Source organism: Streptomyces sp. NPDC058632, from assembly GCF_042717095.1.
GTDB lineage: Bacteria > Actinomycetota > Actinomycetes > Streptomycetales > Streptomycetaceae > Streptomyces.
In genome coordinates this window covers 65477-87839 of the sequence record NZ_JBHXQZ010000012.1, presented here as the reverse complement: position 1 = coordinate 87839, position 22363 = coordinate 65477, and the positions used below count along the sequence as shown (strand labels likewise).

The 22363-nt window shown below is 71.6% G+C and carries 20 protein-coding genes; 7 read left to right on the top strand and 13 right to left on the bottom strand.

Translation table 11 applies throughout. From position 1 onward, the window contains the following. Positions 1–114 precede the first annotated feature (114 nt). From ACFWVE_RS07460 to ACFWVE_RS07410, 11 genes are all read right to left on the bottom strand, one after another. Positions 115–1929: an IucA/IucC family protein gene (locus ACFWVE_RS07460; protein ID WP_384009185.1), complete on the bottom strand. Its 1815-nt coding sequence runs from the start codon at positions 1927–1929 to the stop codon at positions 115–117. Next, complete coding sequence (locus tag ACFWVE_RS07455; protein WP_384009183.1) at positions 1926–2492, bottom strand: GNAT family N-acetyltransferase; 567 nt, start codon at positions 2490–2492, stop codon at positions 1926–1928. The genes ACFWVE_RS07460 and ACFWVE_RS07455 overlap by 4 nt, the downstream gene beginning before the upstream one ends. Then, positions 2489–3781, bottom strand: a complete 1293-nt coding sequence (locus ACFWVE_RS07450) for a lysine N(6)-hydroxylase/L-ornithine N(5)-oxygenase family protein (RefSeq protein WP_384009181.1) — start codon at positions 3779–3781, stop codon at positions 2489–2491. The genes ACFWVE_RS07455 and ACFWVE_RS07450 overlap by 4 nt, the downstream gene beginning before the upstream one ends. Further along, positions 3765–5207, bottom strand: coding sequence for a lysine decarboxylase DesA (gene desA / locus ACFWVE_RS07445; RefSeq protein WP_384009179.1), 1443 nt, complete (start codon positions 5205–5207; stop codon positions 3765–3767). The genes ACFWVE_RS07450 and desA overlap by 17 nt, the downstream gene beginning before the upstream one ends. 171 nt (positions 5208–5378) lie before the next feature. Further along, on the bottom strand, positions 5379–5750 hold the full coding sequence (locus tag ACFWVE_RS07440) for an SIP domain-containing protein (protein ID WP_384009178.1): 372 nt from the start codon (positions 5748–5750) through the stop codon (positions 5379–5381). A 49-nt stretch (positions 5751–5799) separates the two neighbouring features. Then, the gene (locus ACFWVE_RS07435; RefSeq protein ID WP_384009176.1) at positions 5800–5976 is read right to left on the bottom strand and encodes a hypothetical protein; all 177 of its coding nucleotides are present in this window, start codon (positions 5974–5976) and stop codon (positions 5800–5802) included. 34 nt (positions 5977–6010) lie between these two features. Next, positions 6011–7057 (bottom strand): ABC transporter substrate-binding protein, encoded by a 1047-nt coding sequence (locus ACFWVE_RS07430; RefSeq protein WP_384009174.1) that lies wholly within the window; start codon positions 7055–7057, stop codon positions 6011–6013. A gap of 581 nt (positions 7058–7638) precedes the next feature. Next, positions 7639–8802 carry an acyl-CoA dehydrogenase family protein gene (locus ACFWVE_RS07425; protein WP_384009172.1) on the bottom strand — a complete coding sequence of 388 codons (1164 nt, stop codon included), beginning with the start codon at positions 8800–8802 and terminating at the stop codon, positions 7639–7641. A gap of 5 nt (positions 8803–8807) precedes the next feature. Continuing rightward, complete coding sequence (locus ACFWVE_RS07420; protein ID WP_384009203.1) at positions 8808–9728, bottom strand: hydroxymethylglutaryl-CoA lyase; 921 nt, start codon at positions 9726–9728, stop codon at positions 8808–8810. 23 nt (positions 9729–9751) lie between these two features. Next, positions 9752–11719, bottom strand: coding sequence for an acetyl/propionyl/methylcrotonyl-CoA carboxylase subunit alpha (locus ACFWVE_RS07415; protein ID WP_384009170.1), 1968 nt, complete (start codon positions 11717–11719; stop codon positions 9752–9754). 28 nt (positions 11720–11747) lie between these two features. Beyond that, positions 11748–13364: a carboxyl transferase domain-containing protein gene (locus ACFWVE_RS07410; protein ID WP_384009168.1), complete on the bottom strand. Its 1617-nt coding sequence runs from the start codon at positions 13362–13364 to the stop codon at positions 11748–11750. Between the two features lie 84 nt (positions 13365–13448). Between ACFWVE_RS07410 and ACFWVE_RS07405 the strand changes: the two genes are divergently transcribed. The 3 genes from ACFWVE_RS07405 to ACFWVE_RS07395 all read left to right on the top strand — a co-directional run bounded on the left by ACFWVE_RS07405 (position 13449) and on the right by ACFWVE_RS07395 (position 16324). Then, positions 13449–14045, top strand: coding sequence for a TetR/AcrR family transcriptional regulator (locus tag ACFWVE_RS07405; RefSeq protein ID WP_384009166.1), 597 nt, complete (start codon positions 13449–13451; stop codon positions 14043–14045). Positions 14046–14231: 186 nt separating this feature from the next. Further along, on the top strand, positions 14232–15389 hold the full coding sequence (locus ACFWVE_RS07400; RefSeq protein ID WP_384009164.1) for an acyl-CoA dehydrogenase family protein: 1158 nt from the start codon (positions 14232–14234) through the stop codon (positions 15387–15389). Positions 15390–15436: 47 nt separating this feature from the next. Then, positions 15437–16324, top strand: coding sequence for an acyl-CoA thioesterase (locus ACFWVE_RS07395; protein ID WP_384009163.1), 888 nt, complete (start codon positions 15437–15439; stop codon positions 16322–16324). On the opposite strand, the gene ACFWVE_RS07390 is transcribed toward ACFWVE_RS07395, so the two are convergent. After that, positions 16321–17121, bottom strand: a complete 801-nt coding sequence (locus tag ACFWVE_RS07390) for a phosphatase (RefSeq protein WP_384009161.1) — start codon at positions 17119–17121, stop codon at positions 16321–16323. The genes ACFWVE_RS07395 and ACFWVE_RS07390 overlap by 4 nt on opposite strands. 312 nt (positions 17122–17433) lie before the next feature. On the opposite strand from ACFWVE_RS07390, the gene speB reads away from it, so the two are divergent. The 4 genes from speB (at position 17434) to ACFWVE_RS07370 (ending at position 21807) form a co-directional block, all read left to right on the top strand. Further along, complete coding sequence (speB, locus tag ACFWVE_RS07385; RefSeq protein ID WP_384009159.1) at positions 17434–18414, top strand: agmatinase; 981 nt, start codon at positions 17434–17436, stop codon at positions 18412–18414. Continuing rightward, positions 18411–20123: a thiamine pyrophosphate-binding protein gene (locus tag ACFWVE_RS07380; RefSeq protein WP_384009157.1), complete on the top strand. Its 1713-nt coding sequence runs from the start codon at positions 18411–18413 to the stop codon at positions 20121–20123. The genes speB and ACFWVE_RS07380 overlap by 4 nt, the downstream gene beginning before the upstream one ends. 52 nt (positions 20124–20175) lie before the next feature. Then, a complete protein-coding gene (locus tag ACFWVE_RS07375; RefSeq protein WP_384009155.1) occupies positions 20176–21459 on the top strand; it encodes an MFS transporter in 1284 nt (427 codons plus the stop codon). 123 nt (positions 21460–21582) lie between these two features. Continuing rightward, the gene (locus ACFWVE_RS07370; RefSeq protein ID WP_384009153.1) at positions 21583–21807 is read left to right on the top strand and encodes a hypothetical protein; all 225 of its coding nucleotides are present in this window, start codon (positions 21583–21585) and stop codon (positions 21805–21807) included. Between the two features lie 64 nt (positions 21808–21871). Here the strand turns inward: ACFWVE_RS07370 and ACFWVE_RS07365 are convergent, their stop codons facing one another. Beyond that, positions 21872–22228, bottom strand: coding sequence for a peptidase inhibitor family I36 protein (locus ACFWVE_RS07365; RefSeq protein WP_384009151.1), 357 nt, complete (start codon positions 22226–22228; stop codon positions 21872–21874). Positions 22229–22363: the final 135 nt, after the last annotated feature.

Here is a 22363-nt window from a genome sequence, read left to right as displayed (position 1 = left end):
ACCGGATCCGCGCACGGGTGGTCTGTACATGACGAGCGAGGCCGGCCGGCCGGGGACGAGCCGACGACGGGCGTCCCCGAGGACCGTACTCCGGGATGCCCGCCTGTTCGTGGGTCAGAAACCCGCGAGGGGGTTCTTCAGGGTGCCGGCCAGCTGGAGCGCGCCGGACGGGTCCGCGAGGTCCACCATCTGCCTGTTGTCGCGCAGTTGGAGCCGGTTGAGGCAGGACAGCGCGAACTCGGGGGCGAACATGTCGTACTGGGCGAACCTGTCGCCGAGTTCGGGCACCGACGCCTGGTACTCGCGGGTGATCTCCGCGACCGTCCGCCAGAAGTCGTCCTCGGTGAGGACGCCCTCGGTGGCGAGGTCGGCTGCCAGGAAACGGAAGAAGCAGTCGAAGACGTCCGTGAGGATCGACAGCAGCTTCTTGTCCTCCGGCACCTCCACGCGGATGCGGGAGACGTCCGGCGGCAGCACCGCGTCCGGGTCCATCACCGCGATCTCCTCGGCGATGTCCTTGTAGACCGCGCGCCGCACCACCCCGTCCTCGAGCACGAGGATCACGTTCTCGCCGTGCGGCATGTACACCAGGTCATAGGCGTAGAAGCTGTGCAGCAGCGGCGTGTAGTAGGCGCGCAGGTAGTGCCGCAGCCATTCCACGGGGGTGAGCCCGGACCGCTCGATCAGCGCGCCCGCGAAGGACGCCCCCTCGTGGTCCACATGGAGCAGGGAGGCCATCGTGGCGAGGGACTCGCCCTCCCGCAGCGACGGCACCGGGCTCTCCCGCCACAGCGCGGCCAGCATCTTGCGGTACGGCGAGTGGCGGTCGGTGGCCTTCTCGTACTCCAGGTGCCGGTAGCCGACCGCGGCCCGCTCCCGGATGATCGTCAGCCCGGTCGACCGCAGCACCGGATCACCCTCGATGAGCTGCGCCAGCCAGTCGTTGATCGCCGGGGTGGCTTCCATGTACGCGGCCGAAAGACCGCGCATGAAGCCCATGTTGAGGACGGACAGGGCCGTCTTCACATAGTGCTTCTCGGGGTTCGACCGGTTGAAGAAGGTGCGGATGGACTGCTGGGCCAGGTACTCGTCGTCGCCCTCGCCCAGGCACACCAGGTGACGGCGGGCGACCTCGGCGGCGAAGGTGACGGCGAGCTTGTTCCACCACTGCCAGGGGTGGACGGGGACGAACAGGTAGTCGGCCGGGTCGAGCCCCTGCTCCGTGAGCGTGCGGTGGAAGCGCTCGACGGTCTCCTCGCCCAGCTCCTGCCGCAGGAACGACTCGTACTCGATGCCGACGCCGGCGGTGAACGCCGCCCGTGAGCGGTGCGCGGCCAGCCACACCAGCCGCACCGGGTTCGCCGTCTCCGGCGCGTAGGCCCGGTACTCGTGGATGCCGAAGCCGAGCCGTCCGTTGTTGGCGACGAAGCAGGGGTGGCCCTCGGTCATGCCGGTCTCGACGGCCTGGAAACCGGCGTCCACCAGCTCGGCCGAGGTGACCTGTGGCTTGGCCAGTTTGTAGCAGGTGCCGGAGAGGGTGGAGGAGATCTCTTCCAGGTACACCGGCAGGACCTCGTCGCTCAGCCCCAGCGACTTCTGCAATTCGACGAAGAAGTCCAGTGCGGCGAGGGGGAGTTCGGTTCCGCCGCGGTGCCGGGTGATCGATTCGGCGGTGACCTGCCAGTGATCCAGGGCGCGGCGGACGGCGGTGAAGCGGTACTCGGTCAGCTCGTCGTCACTGCGGACGACGTACGTGTCCGTCCCCGCATCCGGGCCCGCGGGCTCCGGCGCGATCAGCCGCTCGTGGGCGAACTCGGCGAGCGCCTTGCGGATCAGCAGGCGGTTCGCCCTCTCCCAGCGCTCGGGCGTCAGATGGTCCACGGCACCGGTGAGGCTCGTGCCGTCGCGGCTCGTGCCGGCGGGGCTCATACGCCCACCCCCGTGGCCGCGGTGAACTGTTGACGGGTGCAGAAGCTCAGCAACGCCTTCTTCTCCGGCTTGTCGATCTCGCGTACGGGGACGAAGCCCACGGCCTCGTTCAGGGCCTGGACCGCCTTGTTGGACACGTCCGGTTCGACGACGACCCGCAGGGCCGCCGGGTCGTCGAAGATGTGCGCGAGGACGGCGGTGATCACGGCCCGGGTGAAGCCGTGCAGCGGGGTGCCGGCCGGTGCGACCAGGAAGTGCATGCCGACGTCGCCGGGCTCCGGCTCGTACAGACCGGTCAGTTCGCGGTGGGCGGGGTCGTACGTCTCCATCAGGAAGGCGGGGACGCCGTCGTGCAGGCCGAGCAGGGCGTGGTGGTGCTCGTCGGCCGCGATCCGCAGGTACTCGCGCTCGACGTCCTCCGGTTTCGCGTCCTGCATCATCCAGAAGGCCGCCTTGGGGTGGGTGACCCAGCCGTGCAGCAGCTCGGCGTCCTTCAGCGGGTCCAGCGGACGGACACCGAAGGTGCCCAGCGCGGTCCGCAGGCCGGTGCCGGTGATGCTCATACCGTGAACTCCTGGAAGGCGATGGACTTCTCGACGGGGTAGTACTCGGTGCCGAGCAGCTCCCGGATGATGCAGCTGTTGCGGTAGGGGCCCATGCCCAGGTCGGGGCTGGTGACGCTGTGCGTGTGGACGCCCGCGTTCTGCAGGAAGACGCCCCGGCCGGTGACGTCGACGGCGTAGTTGCGGGCCACGTCGAACCGGCCGCGGCCGTCGAAGCGGAGGCGGCCTCGGACCGGGTCGAGGAAGGCCGGCGGCTCGTAGTGGTAGCCGGTGGCCAGCACCAGGCCCTCGGTGCGGATCTCGTAGTCCTTGTCCTGCTCGTCCTGGTGGAAGCCGAGCGTGTATCCGCCGTTCTCGTGACGCGCCCCGGTCAGCGTGGAGTTGGTGAGCAGCCGGGTGGGGACGGGACGGCCGCCGCCGCTGACGTTCTTCTGGTACAGCAGGTCGAAGATCGCGTCGATCAGCTCCGAGTTGATGCCCTTGAACAGACCCTTCTGCTGCTTCTCCAGCCGGTAGCGGGTCTCCTCGGGCAGCGCGCGGAAGTAGTCGATGTAGTCCGGGGACGTCATCTCCAGGGTCAGCTTGGTGTACTCCAGCGGGAAGAACCGCGGGGATCGCGTGACCCAGTTGAGCCGGTAGCCGTGGGCGTCGATCTCGGAGAGAAGTTCGTAGTAGATCTCGGCGGCGCTCTGCCCGCTGCCGACGATCGTGATCGACTCCTTCTGCTGCAGCTCCGCCTTGCGGTGCATGTACTGCGAGGTGTGGAACAGGCCGCCGTCCAGGCCCCGGCACACCTCGGGCACGAACGGCACGGTTCCGGTGCCGAGCACCAGCCGCCGGGCGCGGCAGGTGTCGCCCGCCCCGGTCCGTACGGCGTACAGCCCGTCCGCCTCGTCGTACGTCACCTCGGTGACGGTGGTGGAGAAGCGGATGCTGCTCAGCTGCGCGGCGGCCCAGCGGCAGTAGTCGTCGTACTCGACGCGCAGCGGGTAGAAGTTCTCGCGGATGTAGAACGGGTACAGCCGGCCCTTCTCCTTCAGGTAGTTGAGGAAGGAGTACGGGGACGTCGGGTCGGCGAGGGTGACCAGGTCCGACATGAACGGCGTCTGGAGGTGGGCGCCGTCGAGGAACATCCCGGCGTGCCACTCGAAGTCCGGCTTGGACTCCAGGAAGACGCCGCTGAGTTCGTCGATGGGCTCGGTGAGGCAGGCGAGGCCGAGGTTGAAGGGGCCGAGCCCGATTCCCACGAAGTCGTAGGTGGTGTCCGGGGCTTCAGGAAGCGCGTTCAAGGGACTCTCCCAGGTACTGCTCGGCGTGGCCGGCGATCAGGTCGAGGACGGCGGTGATGTCGGCCGTCGTGGTCTCGGGATTCAGCAGGGTGAACTTCAGGTAGTGGCGCCCGGCGACCTTGGTGCCCGCGACGACCGCGTCACCGGAGGCGAACAGGGCCTTGCGGGCGTGGAGGTTGGCGCGGTCGATGCTCGCGGGGTCGGTGACGGCGGCCGGTACGTACCGGAAGACGAGCGTGGACAGCGACGGCTCGACGACCACGTCGAAGCGCGGGTCGGCGGCGAGCAGCTGCCAGCCGTCCCGGGCCAGGTCGCAGACCTCGTCGAAGAGGCGGCCGATGCCGTCGGCGCCCATCACGCGCAGCGTCATCCACAGCTTCAGCGCGTCGAAACGGCGGGTGGTCTGCAGGGACTTGTCGACCTGGTTGGGAATGCGCTCGGTCACCATGCGGCGCGGGTTGAGGTACTCCGCGTGGTAGGTGGCGTGCCGCAGCGTGGCCGCGTCACGGACCAGTACGGCGGACGAACTCACCGGCTGGAAGAAGGACTTGTGGTAGTCGACGGTGACCGAGTCCGCGTGCTCGATGCCGTCGATGCGGTCCCGGTGCTTCAGCGAGGCGAGCAGCCCGCAGCCGTAGGCGGCGTCCACGTGCATCCAGACGCCGTACTGCGCGCACAGTTCGGCGATCTCGGGCAGCGGGTCGATGGAGCCGAAGTCGGTGCTGCCGGCGGTGGCGACGACGGCCATGGGGACCTGACCGTCCTCGGCGCAGCGCGCCAGTTCGCGGGCGAGGGCCACGGTCTGCATCCGCTTGTCGTGGTCGACGGGGACCGACACCACGGCGTCCGGTCCCAGGCCGAGCAGTTTCGCGGACTTCTGCACGCTGAAGTGGCTGACCTCGGAGGTGAAGACGCGCAGGGTCCCGAGGTCGCGGGTCTTCGCCTCCTCGCGGGCCAGCAGCAGCGCCTGGAGGTTGGACTGGGTGCCGCCGGAGGTGAACACCCCGTCGGCGGCGGCGCCGAGGCCGATCCGGGCGGCGGTCCAGTCGATCAGTTTCCGCTCGATGAGGGTGCCGCCGGCCGACTGGTCCCAGGTGTCCAGGGAGGAGTTGACGGCGGAGAGCACGGCCTCGCCGAGCAGGGCCGGGATGACGACCGGGCAGTTGAGGTGGGCGAGGTAGCGGGGGTGGTGGAAGTAGATCGCGTCCCGGAGGTAGACGTCCTCCAGCTCGTCCAGCGCCGCGGTGGTGTCGTGCAGCGGCCGGTCGAGATCGATCCGCTCGATGGCGGGGGCGAGGGCGTCGACCGTGACGCCGGTGAACGGGCGTTCTGTGGTGGCGAGTTTGGCTGCCACCCGCTCGACTCCTTCGGTCACGGAGCGGCGATAGTGCTCCGCGGTGGTGTCGTTGAGCAGGTGCGAGCGCATGTGGGGGCCTCCGGTGGGGACGGTCCGGTGCGGGGAGGGAGCGGGCGCGCCGCGGTGCGGCCTTTTTGCTTAGGTGAGCCTAACCTAACTGTCTGCGTTTCATTCCTGTTGCCGCCGTGACCGTCATCACTGCGTCACGAGGTGTGGGACGGGGGTCAACCGGAGGCGCCGTCAACGCTGTTCGCGCAGCCGCTCCTCCGTCGGGCCGCGGCGCCAGTACCCGGCGGAGGTGACGTGAGTGCGGTCGGGACCGCACTCACCGACGAAGGACCGCCGCAGCTGCTTCACGCGGCCGGACTCGCCCGGGAACCACACGTACGGCCGCTCGGCGGGCGGGAGCCTCGTACCGGGGGCCCGAAGGCCGCCGTCGCGCAGGCCGTCCAGGGCCATGGGGGAGTCCTGGACGGCCCGGCGCCGCCGTTTCCGCCCCGTACGAACCAGGCGGTCCCGGCGCCGGCGTCGGTTGCCGGCCCCTCCGGGCCGACGCCGTGCGGCATGAAGCCGATGCCGGCCCCGGTGGTGCCGACCCCGGCGTCCGTGCACGGGTCCCGCGGGGTGGACGACCGCATCGCCGCGCGCACCGGCGGGGAGTTCACGCCGGCTCCGGCTGCGGCAGGGGCGGCGTCAGGGACCGGTCCGGTCCGGCGGGCCGGAACGCGTGCGGATCGATCCCGGTGAAGGCGACCCGGGTCAGGGGCGGACCGGGCCGCCCCGTTCCGGCGACCTGGAGGGAGGGGAAGCGGAACGGGGCGGCTACGGCAGTGGCCACGTACGGCTCCGGTGGCGGGGGAGGGCGGGAACGGTCAGCTGACCTTCCTGGCCTTCTCGATGGCCTCGGCGAGGGCCTCGATCTGCGGCACGCACTTGTCGTAGGACAGGATCGGCTCGGCGGACCGCCCGATGACCTGACCGGCCTCGACCGCGGGCAGCTTCTTCCAGGTCGCCTCGGTGATGTCGGCGGGCTGGATGGCCGAGGTGCGGTCGTCCATGATGATGAGGTCGGCCTTGTGCTTGTCGACGTTCTCCCAGCTCAGGCTCTCGAACCAGCCGCCGGTGGGCTCCTTGGCCTTCTCCGTCGGCTCGACGAAGTTCACGCCGAGGGCCTTGTAGTACTCCAGGTCGACCGAGAGGTTCGTGCCGGAGACGTAGAACAGCTCCGGGCTCGCCGAACCGGCCATCACCTTGATGTCGGGGTTGGCCTTCGCCGCCTGGCGCAGCCGCTCCGAGGCCTCCTCGAAGCGCTTCTTCGCGTCGGTGACCTTCGCGGCCTTCATGTCGCCGCCCAGCGACTCGGCCAGCTCCCACATGCGCTCCAGCGACGTGGTCAGCCGGCGGTCGTAGACGGAGACGGCGACGCTCGGCGCGAGCTTGGCGATCTTTTCCCTGGACGTCTCGGGGACGTACCAGAGGGTGCCCGCGTCGTCGAAGGTGGTGGTGAGCAGGACGTCGGGGGCGAGGGTCGCGTACTTCTCGACGTTGAACTGGTCCCAGACGTTGCCGAGGATGGTCACCTTGCTGATGTCCATGTCGCCGGCCTGGACGTCGGCCTTGCCGTCCTTGGTCTTCGTCGGGCCGAAGACGCCCTTGACCTCGACGCCGTAGTCGTGGAGGGCCGCGGCGACACCGGTGAACGCGACGATGTTCGCGGGCACCTTGTCCAGCTTCACCGTCGTACCGCGGTCGTCCTTGAAGGACCAGGGGCCGGACTCCTTGTCCGCCGCCGCCGAGTCCGAGCCACCGCTTTTCGTCTCCTCGCCCCCGCAGGCGACGAGTACGGCACCGAGTCCGAGGGCGCCACCGGCGGCGAGGATGCCGCGACGGGAGAAGCGGGCGGTTCTGGCGTTCGACATGGGCGGGTCTGCTTTCGTGCGTACGGAGGCGTGGGGTGCAGGCTTGCGGTGCCTCGGACCCGAGGCAGGGTTTAGGTTAGCCTAACCTCATGGCGTGTCCAGGGGGAGTCCGGTGTTTCTCCCCTCCAGGAACAGCGGCGACCCCCGTTCCATGGAGTGACTCCCCTCACGGACAAGGGGGGTTGGACGTGCGACCGCTCAGGCGATGGGGCGCTCCGCCGGCCGTCGACCTGATCCTCGGGGTCGTGGCTGTGGTGCCGCCGTGGCTGTCGGTGATGTTCGCGGCGGACCACCCCCTGGCCGAGCCGGGTCTCACCTCCGGGGAGCCCACGGACAACGACGGGATGCCCCCCCTGGGTGATGCTCCCGGTCCCGGGGTGGGCGGCCTTCCTCGCCCTGTGGATCCCGCTGAACCCGCCGGCCCGCCCGGCGTCGTGCCCCCCGGCGACGGCACTACTGGGCGGCGAGCGCGGGGCTCGTCCTGGTGCCGATGGCGCTGCCGATGGTGCTGTTCACCCTGGTCGACGGGTAAGCCGGCGGGGGTGGGCAGCGCGGGCCCACCCGGCCCGCCTCCCGAGCCGTCAGCCCGCCGGCAGACCCAGTTCCCGGGCGATCAGCATGCGCTGGACCTCGCTCGTGCCCTCGCCGATCTCCAGGATCTTGGAGTCGCGCCACATGCGGGCCACCGGGTACTCGTTCATGAAGCCGTAGCCGCCGTGGATCTGGGTGGCGTCACGGGCGTTGTCCACCGCGACCGTGGACGAGTACAGCTTGGCCAGCGCCGCCTCCTTCTTGAACGGTTCCCCCGCCACCAGACGGCTCGCCGCGTCGCGCCAGGCCAGGCGGGAGGTGTGGGCCTTCATCTCCATGTCCGCGATCTTGAACTGGATGGCCTGGTTGGCGCCGATCGGACGGCCGAACGCGTGCCGCTCCCCGGCGTACTTCACCGACTCGTCCACACAGCCCTGCGCCAGGCCCGTGCCCAGTGCCGCGATGGCGATGCGGCCCTCGTCGAGGATGCGCAGGAACTGGGCGTAACCCCGGCCCCGTTCGCCCAGCAGGTTCGCCGCCGGGACGCGGACGTCCTGGAAGGACAGCTCCCGCGTGTCCGAGGCGTTCCAGCCGACCTTCGAGTACGGGGCCGCCACCGTGAAGCCCGGGGTGCCCGACGGGACGATGATCGCCGAGATCAGCGGCCTGCCGTCCGGCTTCCGGCCGGTGACCGCCGTCACCGTGACCAGGCCCGTGATGTCCGTGCCCGAGTTGGTGATGAAGCACTTCGTGCCGTTGATCACCCACTCGCCCGTCGTCTCGTCCAGGCGGGCCGTGGTGCGGGTCGCGCCCGCGTCACTGCCGCCGTCCGGCTCCGTCAGGCCGAACGCGCCCAGGATCTCGCCGGAGCAGAGACGGGGCAGCCACTCGCGCTTCTGCTCCTCGGTGCCGAAGAGGTGCAGCGGCATCGCGCCCAGCGACACACCGGCCTCCAGCGTGATCGCCACCGACGAGTCCACCCGGGCCAGTTCCTCCAGGGCCACGCCCAGCGCGAAGTAGTCGCCGCCCATCCCGCCGTACTCCTCCGGGAACGGCAGGCCGAACAGCCCCATGCGGCCCATCTCGCGGACGATCCCGTACGGGAACTCGTGCCGCTCGTAGAAGTCACCGATCTTCGGCGCCACGACGTCGTGCGCGAACTCCTCGACCGTACGGCGGAGTTCTTCCAGTTCGGGGGAGAGCCTGTGGTCCATGTCGTTCACTGCTCCTGGTGGGAGAGGGCGCGGACGGTACGGGACGGGCTGGGTCGGCCCAGGTGGGCGGCCATCCAGACGCTTGTGGCGACGAGACGGCCGAGGTCGACTCCGGTGTCGATGCCGAGTCCGCGCAGCATCCACACGAGGTCTTCGGTGGCGAGGTTTCCGGTGGCGGACTTCGCGTACGGACAGCCGCCCAGTCCGCCGGCGGAGGCGTCGACCGTGGTGACGCCCCGCTGGAGCGCGGCCAGCGTGTTGGACAGGGCCTGGCCGTAGGTGTCGTGGAAGTGCACACCCAGGACGGACACGGGTACGCCCGCCCGGGTGAGGGCGGTGAGCAGGGCGGTCACATGGCCCGGGGTCGCCACCCCGATGGTGTCGCCCAGACTCAGCTCGTCGCAGCCCATGTCCAGCAGGGCCCGGCACACCCTCACCACCTGGGGGAGGGGGACCGCGCCCTCCCAGGGGTCGCCGAAGCACATCGACAGGTAGCCGCGGACGTGGACGCCCTCACCCTTCGCCCGGGTCACCACCGGCTCGAACATCGCCAGTGCCTCGTCCACCGTGCGGTTGAGGTTGGCCTTGGCGAAGGACTCCGTGGCGCTGGCGAACACCGCCACCCGCCGGGCGCCGAGCGCCAGCGCGCGCTCCAGGCCCCGTTCGTTGGGCACCAGGACCGGCAGCGACACCGGCAGGCCGGCCACCGCCGGGTACAGGTCCTCCGCGTCCGCCAGCTGGGGCACCCACGCGGGGTGGACGAAGCTCGTCGCCTCGATCGTGGTCAGGCCCGTGCCGGCCAGGCGGCGGACGAACTCCGCCTTGACGACCGTCGGGACGGTCGCCTTCTCGTTCTGCAGACCGTCGCGCGCGCCGACCTCGTGGATCCGCACCCGCGCGGGCAGGCCCTCCGCCGGTACGGTCATGGGCAGGTCCGGTTCCACGGAGTTCACGCCGTCTCCTCCTCCGTTGCCGCGGGGGCGATGACCGCCAGCACCTGGTCCATGGCGACCGCGGTGCCCGGGGCCACGTCCAGTTCGGTGACCGTGCCGGCGTGCGGGGCGGAGATGACGTGCTCCATCTTCATCGCCTCCACCACCAGCAGGCTCTGGCCCGCGCCCACCTCGTCGCCGACGGCGACCTTCACCACCGTCACCGTGCCGGGCATCGGCGCCGTCAGCGAGTCGGCGCCGGAATGCGCCGCGCGGTTCAGGGACGCGGCGACCGGATCGTGGTCGCGCACGTGCCAGGCGTCGCCGTCCCGGCCGAGCCAGTCGGCGGCGCGGTGGAAGGTGTGGCGGACACCGTCCACCGTCACCGACACCCGGTCGTCGGTGACGCTGTGGGTGCCGCGCGGGGTGTGCTCCACCGGATCCTGGACCTTCAGGTGGAACGCGACCGGCTTCGGCGTGCCCCCCAGCCGCCAGCCGCTCGGCACCGAGAACGGGTCCGTCCAGCCGTCGCCGCGCGGGCGCAGCGCGTCCAGCCGTACCGCGGCCGCCGCCTCGTACACCTCCTCCGGTACGCCGGCGGCGACCAGGCCCTCCGCCTCCCGCTCCACCAGCCCCGTGTCCAGATCACCGCTCACCACCGCCGGGTGCGCGAGCAGCCGCCGCAGGAACCCGGCGTTGGTCTGCACGCCCAGCGTGACCGTCTCCGCGAGTGCCGCCCGGAGCCTGCGCAGCGCACTCGCGCGGTCGGGGCCGTACGCGATCACCTTGGACAGCATCGGGTCGTACAGGCTGCCGACCTCGGTGCCCTCGCTGAGCCCGGAGTCGGTGCGGACGCCTCCCCCGAGCTCTTCGAGCAGGGGGGACCCCCAGCCCTGCGGCTCACGCAGCTTCAGCACCGTGCCGCCGGAGGGGAGGAAACCGCGCGCCGGGTCCTCGGCGCAGATCCGGGCCTCGACCGCGTGGCCGGTGAGCCGGATGTCGTCCTGCCCGAACGGCAGCCGCTCGCCCGCCGCCACCCGCAGCTGCCACTCCACCAGGTCGAGTCCTGTGATCAGCTCGGTGACCGGGTGCTCCACCTGGAGGCGGGTGTTCATCTCCATGAAGCGGTACGAGGCGGGGTCGTCGCCCGGGACGATGAACTCCACCGTGCCCGCGCCCCGGTAGCCGCAGGAGCGGGCCGCCTGGACCGCCGCCTCGCCCATCGCCGCGCGTGTGGCCTCGTCGAGGAGCACACTGGGCGCCTCCTCGATGATCTTCTGGTGCCGGCGCTGGAGCGAGCACTCGCGCTCGCCCAGGTGGACGACATTGCCGTGGCCGTCGGCCAGGACCTGGATCTCGATGTGCCGGGGGCGGTCGATCCACCGCTCGACGAGGAGCGTGTCGTCGCCGAAGGAGGCGCGGGCCTCGCGGCGGGCGGCGGCGATCTCGTCGGGCAGCGCCGCCGCGTCCCGCACCAGCCGCATGCCCTTGCCGCCGCCGCCCGCCGACGGCTTCAGCAGCACCGGCACGCCGACCTCGCGGGCCGCGTCGGCGAGCTGTTCGTCGGTGAGCCCGCTGCCGCTGGAACCGGGCACGACCGGGACACCGGCTGCCTCGACCGTCTCCTTCGCGCGGATCTTGTCACCCATCAGCGCGATCGCGTCCGCCGGCGGACCGACGAACACCAGCCCCGCCTCCTCGCACGCCCGCGCGAACCCCGCGTTCTCGGCGAGGAACCCGTACCCGGGGTGCACCGCCCGGGCGCCGGTGCGGGCGGCGGCCTCCAGCAGCCGCTCCACCGACAGGTAGCTCTCCGCGGCCGGCGCCGGCCCGATCCGTACCGCCGTGTCCGCCTCGCGGACGTGCCGGGCGTCGGCGTCCGCGTCGGAGAAGACGGCCACCGAGCGCACGCCCATCGACCGCAGGGTGCGGATGACCCGGACGGCGATCTCGCCCCGGTTGGCCACCAGAACTGTTTCGAACATCGTTCGATCTGTCACAGTCGTCCGTCCCTCACATCCGGAAGACGCCGAACTGGGGGTCGCCCAGTGGCGCGTTGGCGCACGCGGTCAGGGCCAGGCCCAGGACCTGCCGGGTCTCCAGCGGGTCGATCACTCCGTCGTCCCACAGGCGGGCCGTCGCGTAGTAGGCGTTCCCCTGCCGCTCGTACTGGGCACGGACCGGTGCCTTGAACGCGTCCTCCTCCTCGGCCGGCCACTCCTCGCCGCGCGCCCGGAGCTGGTCGCGCTTGACGGTCGCCAGCACCGAGGCGGCCTGCTCGCCGCCCATGACCGAGATCTTGGCGCCCGGCCACATCCACAGGAAGCGGGGCGAGTACGCCCTGCCGCACATCGAGTAGTTGCCCGCGCCGTACGAACCGCCGATCACCACCGTCAGCTTCGGCACCCGCGTGCACGCGACCGCCGTCACCATCTTGGCGCCGTGCTTGGCGATGCCGCCGGCCTCGTAGTCCCTGCCGACCATGAAGCCGGAGATGTTCTGCAGGAACACCAGCGGGATCCCGCGCTGGTCGCACAGCTCGATGAAGTGGGCGCCCTTCTGGGCCGACTCGGAGAACAGGATGCCGTTGTTGGCGACGATCCCCACCGGATGGCCGTGGATCCGGGCGAAGCCGGTCACCAGGGTCTGCCCGAACTCCGCCTTGAACTCGGCGAACCGCGAACCGTCCACCACGCGCGCGACGACCTCCCGCACGTCGTACGGCGTACGGGAGTCGACCGGGACCGCGCCGTACAGCGACCGCGGGTCGACCTTGGGCTCGACGGCCTGCTCGACCCGCCAGGGCAGCGGACCGCGCGCGGGCAGCGTCGCGACGATGTTCCGCACGATCCTGAGCGCGTGCGCGTCGTCCTCGGCCAGATGGTCGGTGACGCCCGACACCCGCGCGTGGACCTCGCCGCCGCCCAGCTCCTCCGCCGTGACCACCTCGCCGGTGGCCGCCTTCACCAGGGGCGGGCCGCCGAGGAAGATCGTGCCCTGGCCGCGGACGATCACCGCCTCGTCGCTCATCGCCGGGACGTACGCCCCGCCCGCCGTGCACGAGCCCAGCACCGCCGCGATCTGCGGAATGCCGGCACCGGACATCCGGGCCTGGTTGTAGAAGATCCGCCCGAAGTGGTCCCGGTCCGGGAACACCTCGTCCTGCATCGGCAGGAACGCCCCTCCGGAGTCCACCAGGTAGACGCAGGGCAGCCGGTTGTCCAGGGCCACCTCCTGCGCGCGCAGGTGCTTCTTCACCGTCATCGGGTAGTACGTGCCGCCCTTGACGGTCGCGTCGTTGGCGACGACCACGCACTCGCGCCCCGCCACCCGCCCGATCCCGGCGATCACCCCGGCCGCCGGGGCCTGTCCCTCGTACATCCCGTCGGCCGCCAGCGGGGCCAGCTCCAGGAACGGCGAACCGGGGTCGAGGAGGGTGTCCACGCGCTCGCGCGGCAGCAGCTTCCCCCGCGCGGTGTGCCGGGCCCGGGCCCGCTCACCGCCGCCGAGCGCGGCCGCCGCCAGCTTGGCGCGCAGCTCCTCGACGAGCGCGCGGTGCGCCTCCTCGTTGGCCCGAAAGGACTCCGACGCGGGATCGGCCGCGCTGTGAAGCCCCGGTGCCTCGTCCATCTGCCGGTCCCCTCACTGGTTAATGAGCGTTAACGGTTTCGTTCAGGTTAACGACCGCTAACCCCGCTGTCTAGAATCGTTCCCATGGCCACCAGAACCGACGCCCCGACCCGCCGCGAGCAGATCCTCAAGGAGGCCGCGCGGCTGTTCGCCGAGCGCGGCTTCCACGGAGTCGGGGTCGACGAGATAGGCGCCGCGGTCGGCATCAGCGGACCCGGCCTGTACCGGCACTTCGCGGGCAAGGACGCGATGCTCGCGGAGCTCCTCGTGGGGATCAGCGGGCAGCTGCTCACCGGCGCGAAGCGGCGGCTGAAGGAGGTCGACGGGGTGGCTCCCGAGGTGGTCCTGGACTCGCTGATCGAGGGCCACATCGACTTCGCGCTCGACGACCGGCCCCTCATCACCCTGCACGACCGCGAGCTGGACCGCCTCCGGGACACCGACCGCAAGCTGGTGCGGCAGCTGCAGCGGCAGTACGTCGAGCTGTGGGTCGAGGTGGTGCGCGCGCTCTACCCGGACCTGACCGAAGCCGCCGCCCGTTCGGCGGTGCACTCCGTGTTCGGGCTGCTCAACTCCACCCCGCACCTCACCCGGCCCGGCTCCCTGCCCGGCCGCGCCACGACGGCGGCCCTCCTGCACCGGATGGCCCGCGGCGCCTTCGACGCGGCGGGCACGGCCTGACGCCGGCGTACGTGACGAGCGTTACGGGGCCGACGGTCTGGACGGCTGTGGATACTCGCCGGTATCTTTGCTTTCTGAGCAAGCGCTTAGCCACGTGGGGCCGCAATCATGGATCGAGGAACCCCACGGCGAGCAACCACGTACGCGAGAGCGGCGCCGGTTCAGGCGCAAGGAAGGGTGGCGGCTGTGCGCCGTACGGTGTTCAACGAGGACCACGAGGCTTTCCGGGAGACCATCCGCGCCTTCATCGAGGCCGAGGTCGTGCCGGTCTACGACGAGTGGTTCGCGGCGGGCCAGGCGCCCCGCGACTTCTACTACAAGCTCGGTGAGCTGGGCATCTTCGGGATCAACGTCCCCGAGGAGTTCGGCGGCGCGGGCCTGGACAGCCACAAGTTCGAGGCCGTCCTCTACGAGGAGACCGCCCGCGCGGGCGTGCAGTTCGGCGGTTCCGGCGTGCACGTGCTGCTCGCCCTGCCCTACATCAAGATGCTCGCCACCGACGAGCAGAAGAAGCGCTACCTGCCCAAGTTCGCCACCGGCGAGGAGATGTGGGCCATCGCGATGACCGAGCCGGGCACCGGCTCCGACCTCGCGGGCATGAAGACCACCGCCAAGCCGAGCGCGGACGGCACGCACTACGTCCTCAACGGCGCCAAGACCTTCATCACCGGCGGCGTCCACGCCGACAAGGTGATCGTCTGCGCCCGCACCGCCGCCCCGACCGCGGAGGACCGCCGCCACGGCATCTCCCTGTTCGCCGTCGACACCAAGTCCGAGGGCTACTCCGTCGGCCGCAAGCTCGACAAGCTCGGCCTGAAGACCTCCGACACCGCCGAGCTGGCGTTCGTCGACGTCAAGGTCCCCGTCGAGGACCTCCTCGGCGAGGAGAACAAGGGCTTCTCCTACCTCGGCCACAACCTGGCCTCCGAGCGCTGGGGCATCGCCTTCGGCGCCTACGCGCAGGCCAAGGCCGCCGTCCGGTTCGCCAAGAGTTACGTGCAGGAGCGCACCGTCTTCGGCAAGCCGGTCGCCCACTTCCAGAACACCAAGTTCGAGCTGGCCGCCTGCCAGGCCGAGGTGGACGCCGCCGAGGCCGTCGCCGACCGCGCCACCGAGGCCCTGGACGCGGGCGAACTCACCCCCGCCGAGGCCGCCTCCGCCAAGCTGTTCTGCACCGAGGTCGCGCACCGCGTCATCGACCGCTGCCTCCAGCTGCACGGCGGCTACGGCTACATGAACGAGTACCCGATCGCCCGCCTGTACGCGGACAACCGCGTCAACCGCATCTACGGCGGCACCAGCGAGATCATGAAGACGATCATCGCCAAGGACATGGGCCTGTAGGACGGCCGATATCCCTGGCCTCTACAAGTACCGGTACAACTGACCCCATGAGCCAGGCACTACAGGAACTCCTCGATCTGCTCGACCTCGAGCAGATCGAGGAGAACATCTTCCGCGGCCAGTCCCGCTTCGCCGTCGTCCCCCGCGTCTTCGGCGGGCAGGTCGCCGCGCAGGCGCTGGTCGCCGCCGGGCGGACCGTCCCCGCGGACCGGCCCGCCCACTCCCTGCACGCGTACTTCCTGCGCCCCGGCGACGCGGGCGCGCCCATCGTCTACACCGTCGACCGGATCCGCGACGGCCGCTCCTTCACCACCCGCCGCGTCGTCGCGGTCCAGCACGGCAAGCCGATCTTCCACCTCTCGGCGTCCTTCCAGACGTACGAGGAGGGCCTGGAACACCAGGAGCCGATGCCGTCCGCGCCCGACCCGGACACCCTGCCCACCTCCGAGGCACGGCTGCGCGACTACGGGCATCTCGCCCCCGACGTCGTCGAGCGCTTCCTGGAGGCCCGCAGGGCCGTGGACCTGCGCTACGTCGACGAGCCGCCCTACGGCCGCTTCGGCGAGCCCCGCGCGCCCCACTCCCAGGTGTGGTTCCGCAGCAACGGCAAGCTGGCTGACGACCCCCTGCTGCACGTCGTCCTCGCCACCTACGTCTCCGACATGACGCTCCTGGACTCCGTGCTGCTCGCCCACGGCCGCGGCGGCTGGGCGGTGGGGGACGTGGTCGGGGCCTCCCTCGACCACGCCATGTGGTTCCACCGCCCGTTCCGTGCCGACGCGTGGCTGCTGTACGACCAGCAGTCCCCGTCCACGCACGGCGGCCGGGGCCTGGGCCAGGCCCGCATCTACACCCAGGACGGCCGCCTCGCGGTGTCGGTCATCCAGGAGGGCCTGGTCCGCGTCCCCCGCGAGGAAGCCCCACCGGTGCCCTAGCGGGCGCCCTGGTCCAGTCCCGCCTCCGCCAGCAGGTACGCCGTCATCGGGTCGTAGTGGCGGGGGCTGACCACGTGGTCGTCGAGGGGGACCGTCACCTGGACGGTGCCCTCCGCCTCCGCGAGGAACAGCGCCGGGTCGTTGCAGTCCGCGTAGCCGACGGAGTCGACGCCGTGCTGCCCCGCGTAGCCCGCCCAGCCGTGGTCGGCCACCACCAGGTCCGGCAGCGGGCGGCCCTCACGCTCCAGGGCGGTGAGAATGGCCTTCATCGGCTCACCGGAGTGCGTGTGCCACAGCGTGGCACCGTGCTCCAGCACCGCCACGTCCGCGAACTGCATCACATAGCCCTCGTCCGTGGCCAGCCCGTCCGGGATCACCACGATCTCGCAGCCGGCGGCGCGCAGCGCGGCGGCCGTGGCCCGGTGCACGTCGAGCAGCCCGCCGGGGTGACCGGTGGCGAACAGCACCCGCTGCTGCCCGTCCGCCGCCTTGCGCAGCCGCCCCGCCATCCGCTCCAGGCCGGCCACGGTCAGCTCGGGGTCGATGGTGTCCTGGCCGTACCGGTGCTCGGCGTCGTCGCTGACGCCGGCCCGCTCCGCCATCACCGCGAGCACGTCCTGCTCGTCGCTCCAGCGGTCGCCGAGCTCCAGGCCGAGCCAGTAGTGGCGGTCGCCGTTCGCCAGTTTGCGGTAATGGGAGAGGTTGTTCTCGCGCGGGGTGGCGACTTCGCCCGCGATGCGGGTGGCGGTGAGGTGGGCGAGGAGTTCGGCGCGGCTGGGCGTCCCGGATATCGGCATGCCTCCCATTGTGGAGCAGCCCGGGCCGGGCGTACCCGGCGTATTGCCCCCTGGGACGTGCGTCACGTACTCGGACGGCCTCCGTACGCGTACTCACCGCGGCCGTGTTCCCCGGGGGAGGACCGCGGGGTCCGGCAGGGTGGACGTTTCCTCCATGTCCGCCGTCCGAAGTGGATGAAACGTACACTTTGCAGCCCGCTTTCCGGCCGCCTAACGTCGCTGACAGTGAGGCCGGGCCAGATCCCCGGCGTCAGTGGAGCCATGCGGCAGGCAGTGCCCACGCGACGAAGCGCAGGAAAGAAGGCAGTACCCATGAGCAGCAACGAGACGCCCCGCGGGCCCGTCGACTCGTCCCGCGTCCCCCGGTACGCGGGCCCCGCGACCTTCGCCCGGCTGCCCCGGCTCGACGAGGTCGGCCGCACCGACATCGCCGTGGTGGGCGTGCCGTTCGACTCGGGCGTCTCCTACCGGCCGGGCGCCCGGTTCGGCGGCAACGCCATCCGTGAGGCGTCCCGGCTGCTGCGCCCCTACAACCCCGCGCAGGACGCCTCCCCCTTCGCCCTCGCCCAGGTCGCGGACGGCGGTGACATCGCCGTCAACCCGTTCGACATCAACGAGGCCGTCGAGACCGTCGAGGCCGCCGCCGACGACCTGCTCGGCACCGGCGCCCGCCTGATGACCCTCGGCGGCGACCACACCATCGCGCTGCCGCTGCTGCGCTCGGTCGCGAAGAAACACGGCCCGGTCGCCCTGCTCCACTTCGACGCCCACCTGGACACCTGGGACACCTACTTCGGCGCCGAGTACACGCACGGCACCCCGTTCCGCCGGGCCGTGGAGGAGGGCATCCTCGACACCGAGGCCCTCTCCCACGTCGGCATCCGCGGCCCGCTCTACGGCCGGCAGGACCTCACCGACGACGAGAAGATGGGCTTCGGCATCGTCACCTCGGCGGACGTCTACCGCCGGGGCGCCGACGAGGTCGCCGACCAGCTGAGGCAGCGCATCGGCGACCGCCCGCTGTACATCTCCATCGACATCGACTGCCTGGACCCGGCGCACGCCCCCGGCACCGGAACCCCCGAGGCGGGCGGCCTGACCTCCCGCGAGCTGCTCGAGATCCTGCGCGGGCTGGCCTCCTGCAACCTGGTCTCGGCCGACCTCGTCGAGGTGGCCCCCGCGTACGATCACGCGGAGATCACCTCGGTCGCCGCCTCCCACACGGCGTACGAGCTGACCACGATCATGTCCCGCCAGATCGCCGGGACCCGCGAGGAGAACGAGAGCAAGTGACCCACGACCACGACCTGGTGCTCCGCCCGACCGCCGCACAGACGGAGGCCGCGCTGAACCCTCCCGACGGCCGCACCGGCGGCGACCTGGTCGTGGAAACCCTGGCCGGCCTCGGCGCGACGACCGTCTTCGGCCTGCCCGGCCAGCACGCGCTCGGCGTCTTCGACGCCCTGCGCCGCTCGGACCTCCGGTACGTCGGCCTGCGGGTGGAGAACAACGCCGCCTTCGCGGCGGACGCGTACGGCCGCATCACCGGCGAGGCGGCCCCGCTGCTGCTGTCGACCGGGCCGGGCGCGCTGACCGCGCTGCCCGCGCTCCAGGAGGCCGCCGCCGCCTCCGCCCCCGTACTGGCGATCGGCAGCCAGGTGCCGACGGCGGGACTGGGCGGCGGCCGCCACGGCTATCTGCACGAACTGCCCGACCAGGCCTCCTCGTTCCGGGGCGTGGTCAAGTCCGTCCACACCGCGCGCACCGCGTCCCAGATCCCGTCGGCGGTCACCGAGGCCTGGAAGTCGGCGCTGACGGTGCCGCACGGTCCCGTGTGGGTGGAGATCCCGCAGGACGTGCTGGCGGCCCCGACGTCCCTCCCGGCCGTGACGGCCATGGACGCCACCCCCGACGAACTGCCCCCGCGCCCCGAACTGACGGCGGTGGCCGCCCACTGGCTGACGCACGCGGAACGTCCCGCGATCATCGCGGGCGGGGGAGTGATCCGTTCCGACGCCTCGGGCAAGCTCCGCAAGCTCGCCGAACGCCTCCGGGCGCCGGTCGTCACCACCCCCGGCGGCAAGGGCGCCTTCCCCTGGACGCACCCTCTGTCGTTGCGGTCCTGGCTGGAGGACCGGCACACGACGGACTTCCTCCAGGACGCCGACGTGCTCCTGGTCGTGGGCTCGGGACTGGGCGAACTCTCCTCGAACCACCACACGTTCACGCCGCGCGGCCGGATCGTCCAGATCGAGGCCGACCTCGGCAAGCTGGAGTCCAACCACCCCGCGCTCGGCATCCACGCGGACGCCCGCCTCGCCCTCCAGGCCCTCCTGGAGACGGTGGAGCCGCGCGAGGACGAGGCGGCGCCGGAACGCGTGCGCACGCTGTTGTCGAAGGTCGCCGAACGCATCGCGTCCCAGGAACTCACCCTGGAACAGGAGGTGCTGGCGTCCGTCCGCCGCGCCCTGCCCGACGACGCGCCCTCCTTCTGGGACATGACGATCCTGGCCTACTGGGCCTGGTCCGCCTTCGACGCCAAGGGCCCCAACCACCTGCACTCCGCCCAGGGCGCCGGCGGCCTCGGCTACGGCCTCCCGGCCGCCCTCGGCGCGGCGGTCGCCGACCCCGCCCGCCCGGTCCTCGCGGTCTCCGGGGACGGCGGCGCCCTGTACTCCGTCGCCGAACTGGCCACGGCCCGCCAGTACGACCTCGACGTCACCTGGCTGATCGTCGACGACGGCGGCTACGGCATCCTGCGCGAGTACATGACCGACGCCTACGGCGAGGCCACGGCCACCGACCTGACCGGCCCGGACTTCGTGGCCCTGGCGGAGTCCTTCGGCGTCCCGGGAGTGCGGACCACCCCCGACACCCTGGAGCGGGACCTGTCCCGGGCCCTGACCACACCGGGCCCGTCGGTGGTCGTCCTCCCCACGGTCCTGCGGATGTTCGCACCGACCCACCTGAACCGAACGTCTGCCGGCCGAACTCCTTGTTAGACTGTGCGAGTTGGCCTCCGGCGCCCAGCGGGCGCATACGGAGGCTTTTTTCATGCCTTCCGACGACGCCTCCGCGTCCCCTTCCGCACACACCCCCGCTCCCACCGGGGCTGCCCCCGCCGGAACTCCGCCCACCGGCTACCGCGCCCTGCTCCGCAACCGTGAGTTCGCCGGCCTGTACGTCGGTTTCACGCTGACGGTCGCCGCGAGCACCCTGTCGGGCTTCGCGCTCGGCATGCTGGTCGACGACAGGACCGGGTCCCCGTTCCTGACGGCCGTGAGCATGTACGGCGCCACGTTCGCCACGGTGCTCGGCGCGCTGACCCTGATGTCGGTCGCGGACGGGCACCGTCCGCGCCGGACCCTCGTCGCGCTCCAGTGCGTCTCCCTGGCGGGCGTCGCCGCGCAGGCGGTCCCGGGGCTGCCCCTGGCCGTCCGGTTCGGCCTGCTCCTGGTGCTGGGGTTCTTCCAGTCCCTCGGCACCGGAACGCGGTTGGGGCTGCTCGCCGAAGTCGTACCCGCCTCCACGTACGCGCTGGCGCGGTCGCTGATGAACGTCACCTCGGGCGGTACGGCGGTCCTCGGCTTCGCCGTCGGCGCGGTCCTGCTCCGCCACCTGAGCCCGCACGAGGTCTTCGCCGTCGCCGCCGCCCTGACCGCACTCGGGCTCGTCACCGTGGCGACCACCGTCCGGGAACACTCGGCCCGTACGCCCGATCCGGTTGATCCGGCCCGTCGCCCCGGACTGCGCCGGACCTGGGCGACCAACGTCGAACTCCTCTCCCACCCCGGCAGGCGCGCGCTGTTGCTGAACCTGTGGGTTCCCAACGGCCTGATCGTCGGCTGCGAGGCCCTGTTCATCTCCTACGACCCGGAGCACGCGGGCGTCCTCCTGGCCGCCGGTTCGGCCGGCATGCTGCTCGGAGACCTGGCGGTCGGACGGCTGCTCACGGCCGAGCGGCGACGCCGCTGCGCCTTCGCCCTGCGGCTGCTGCTCGCCGTGCCGTACCTGCTGTTCGCCGCCGGCCCGCCCACGGTGGTGGCGGCGGTCGCCGTGTTCGTGGCCGGCGCAGGGTTCGCCGCCACTCTGCCGCTCCAGGAGCAGTTGCTCGCACTGACCCCGGACCCGGTCCGCGGCCAGGTCCAGGGCGTCGAGTCCGCCGGCCGGATGACCTGGCAGGGCATCGGAGCCGCGCTCGCCGGCGCCGTCGCCCTGTACCTCACCCCCGGCACCACGATCACCGTCCTGGCCGCCCTCTCCGTCGCCGTCACCGTCCTCTCCCGGCCCTTCGTGGTCCGCTCCCGGCCGCCCCGGGGCGAGAAGCCGATCGAGTAGAGCCGGTGCCGCGACGGATGATCCGCAGCAGGCGCCGGCCCTCCTCGTTCTCACGCACACACCCGAGTACAACCACGGCCACCCGGCGTCCCTGAAGGCCGCCACCGACTGGCACTTCACCCAGTGGGCGGCCGGCACGCGGTGCTGCACCTGGAGAACGTACTGACCGAACTGCACGCGGTGACCATCCGGGACGGCCTCGCCTTCCCGCCGTACTACGCCGCCTGTCAGGACGGCCGCCCGCTCGACGCGGAGACCCCGGGGTACGCCAAGACGCTGCTGGAGCAGCTGTCCTGGTGGGCGGGGGCGCTGCGCTCGGCCCGCGAGGCGGTGCCCTGTCCGGCGTGAGGACGGAGGGACGGCGGTCCCCTGCCCGGCGTGAGCACGGCGGGAAAGCGGCGTGTCCGGCCGGTCAGCAGCCGCCCGGGCCCACCCCGTCGATCCGGCCGCCGAAGTCGCCGAGGTAGCGGGAGCGCCAGTCGCCGTTGAAGACGTCCCGCTTCTCGGTGGGCTGCCAGTTCACGAAGCAGGCCCGGGTGCTCGCGACGAAGGAGCCGACGTGGTCGTGGAGGCGGGGCGGCATGTCGCGGTAGCCGCTGCGCGCGGTCCACTCCCAGTAGTCGCCGCCGAAGCCCTCCTTGCTCCAGAAGCACACCGACCCGTCGGAACAGGACGGGGGCGCGGCCGGCGCGGCGGACGCCGCCGGGACCGGCAGCAGGAGCGCGGTCAGGGTGAGGGCGGCGGCGAGGGACCAGGAACGGGTCTTCACGGCATTCTCCAGTCAGGAGTTACGGAAGCGGAGTGGCCCCGCGGGAGGGCCCGGGCCCAACCAAGCTTCCACCGGGGCCCCCGCCACGAACCCCGGCGGGTGGCCCCCCCACCACATGGGGGGGAACCCCGGCGC

What these genes read in the sequence shown, in the direction of transcription:
- ACFWVE_RS07460 (WP_384009185.1), bottom strand. Translation starts at nt 1,929, where the DNA reads ATGAGCCCCGCCGGCACGAGCCGCGACGGCACGAGCCTCACCGGTGCC.
- ACFWVE_RS07455 (WP_384009183.1), bottom strand. Translation starts at nt 2,492, where the DNA reads ATGAGCATCACCGGCACCGGCCTGCGGACCGCGCTGGGCACCTTCGGT.
- desA (WP_384009179.1), bottom strand. Translation starts at nt 5,207, where the DNA reads ATGCGCTCGCACCTGCTCAACGACACCACCGCGGAGCACTATCGCCGC.
- ACFWVE_RS07430 (WP_384009174.1), bottom strand. Translation starts at nt 7,057, where the DNA reads ATGTCGAACGCCAGAACCGCCCGCTTCTCCCGTCGCGGCATCCTCGCC.
- ACFWVE_RS07425 (WP_384009172.1), bottom strand. Translation starts at nt 8,802, where the DNA reads ATGGACCACAGGCTCTCCCCCGAACTGGAAGAACTCCGCCGTACGGTC.
- ACFWVE_RS07420 (WP_384009203.1), bottom strand. Translation starts at nt 9,728, where the DNA reads ATGACCGTACCGGCGGAGGGCCTGCCCGCGCGGGTGCGGATCCACGAG.
- ACFWVE_RS07415 (WP_384009170.1), bottom strand. Translation starts at nt 11,719, where the DNA reads ATGTTCGAAACAGTTCTGGTGGCCAACCGGGGCGAGATCGCCGTCCGG.
- ACFWVE_RS07410 (WP_384009168.1), bottom strand. Translation starts at nt 13,364, where the DNA reads ATGGACGAGGCACCGGGGCTTCACAGCGCGGCCGATCCCGCGTCGGAG.
- ACFWVE_RS07405 (WP_384009166.1), top strand. Translation starts at nt 13,449, where the DNA reads ATGGCCACCAGAACCGACGCCCCGACCCGCCGCGAGCAGATCCTCAAG.
- ACFWVE_RS07395 (WP_384009163.1), top strand. Translation starts at nt 15,437, where the DNA reads ATGAGCCAGGCACTACAGGAACTCCTCGATCTGCTCGACCTCGAGCAG.
- ACFWVE_RS07390 (WP_384009161.1), bottom strand. Translation starts at nt 17,121, where the DNA reads ATGCCGATATCCGGGACGCCCAGCCGCGCCGAACTCCTCGCCCACCTC.
- speB (WP_384009159.1), top strand. Translation starts at nt 17,434, where the DNA reads ATGAGCAGCAACGAGACGCCCCGCGGGCCCGTCGACTCGTCCCGCGTC.
- ACFWVE_RS07375 (WP_384009155.1), top strand. Translation starts at nt 20,176, where the DNA reads ATGCCTTCCGACGACGCCTCCGCGTCCCCTTCCGCACACACCCCCGCT.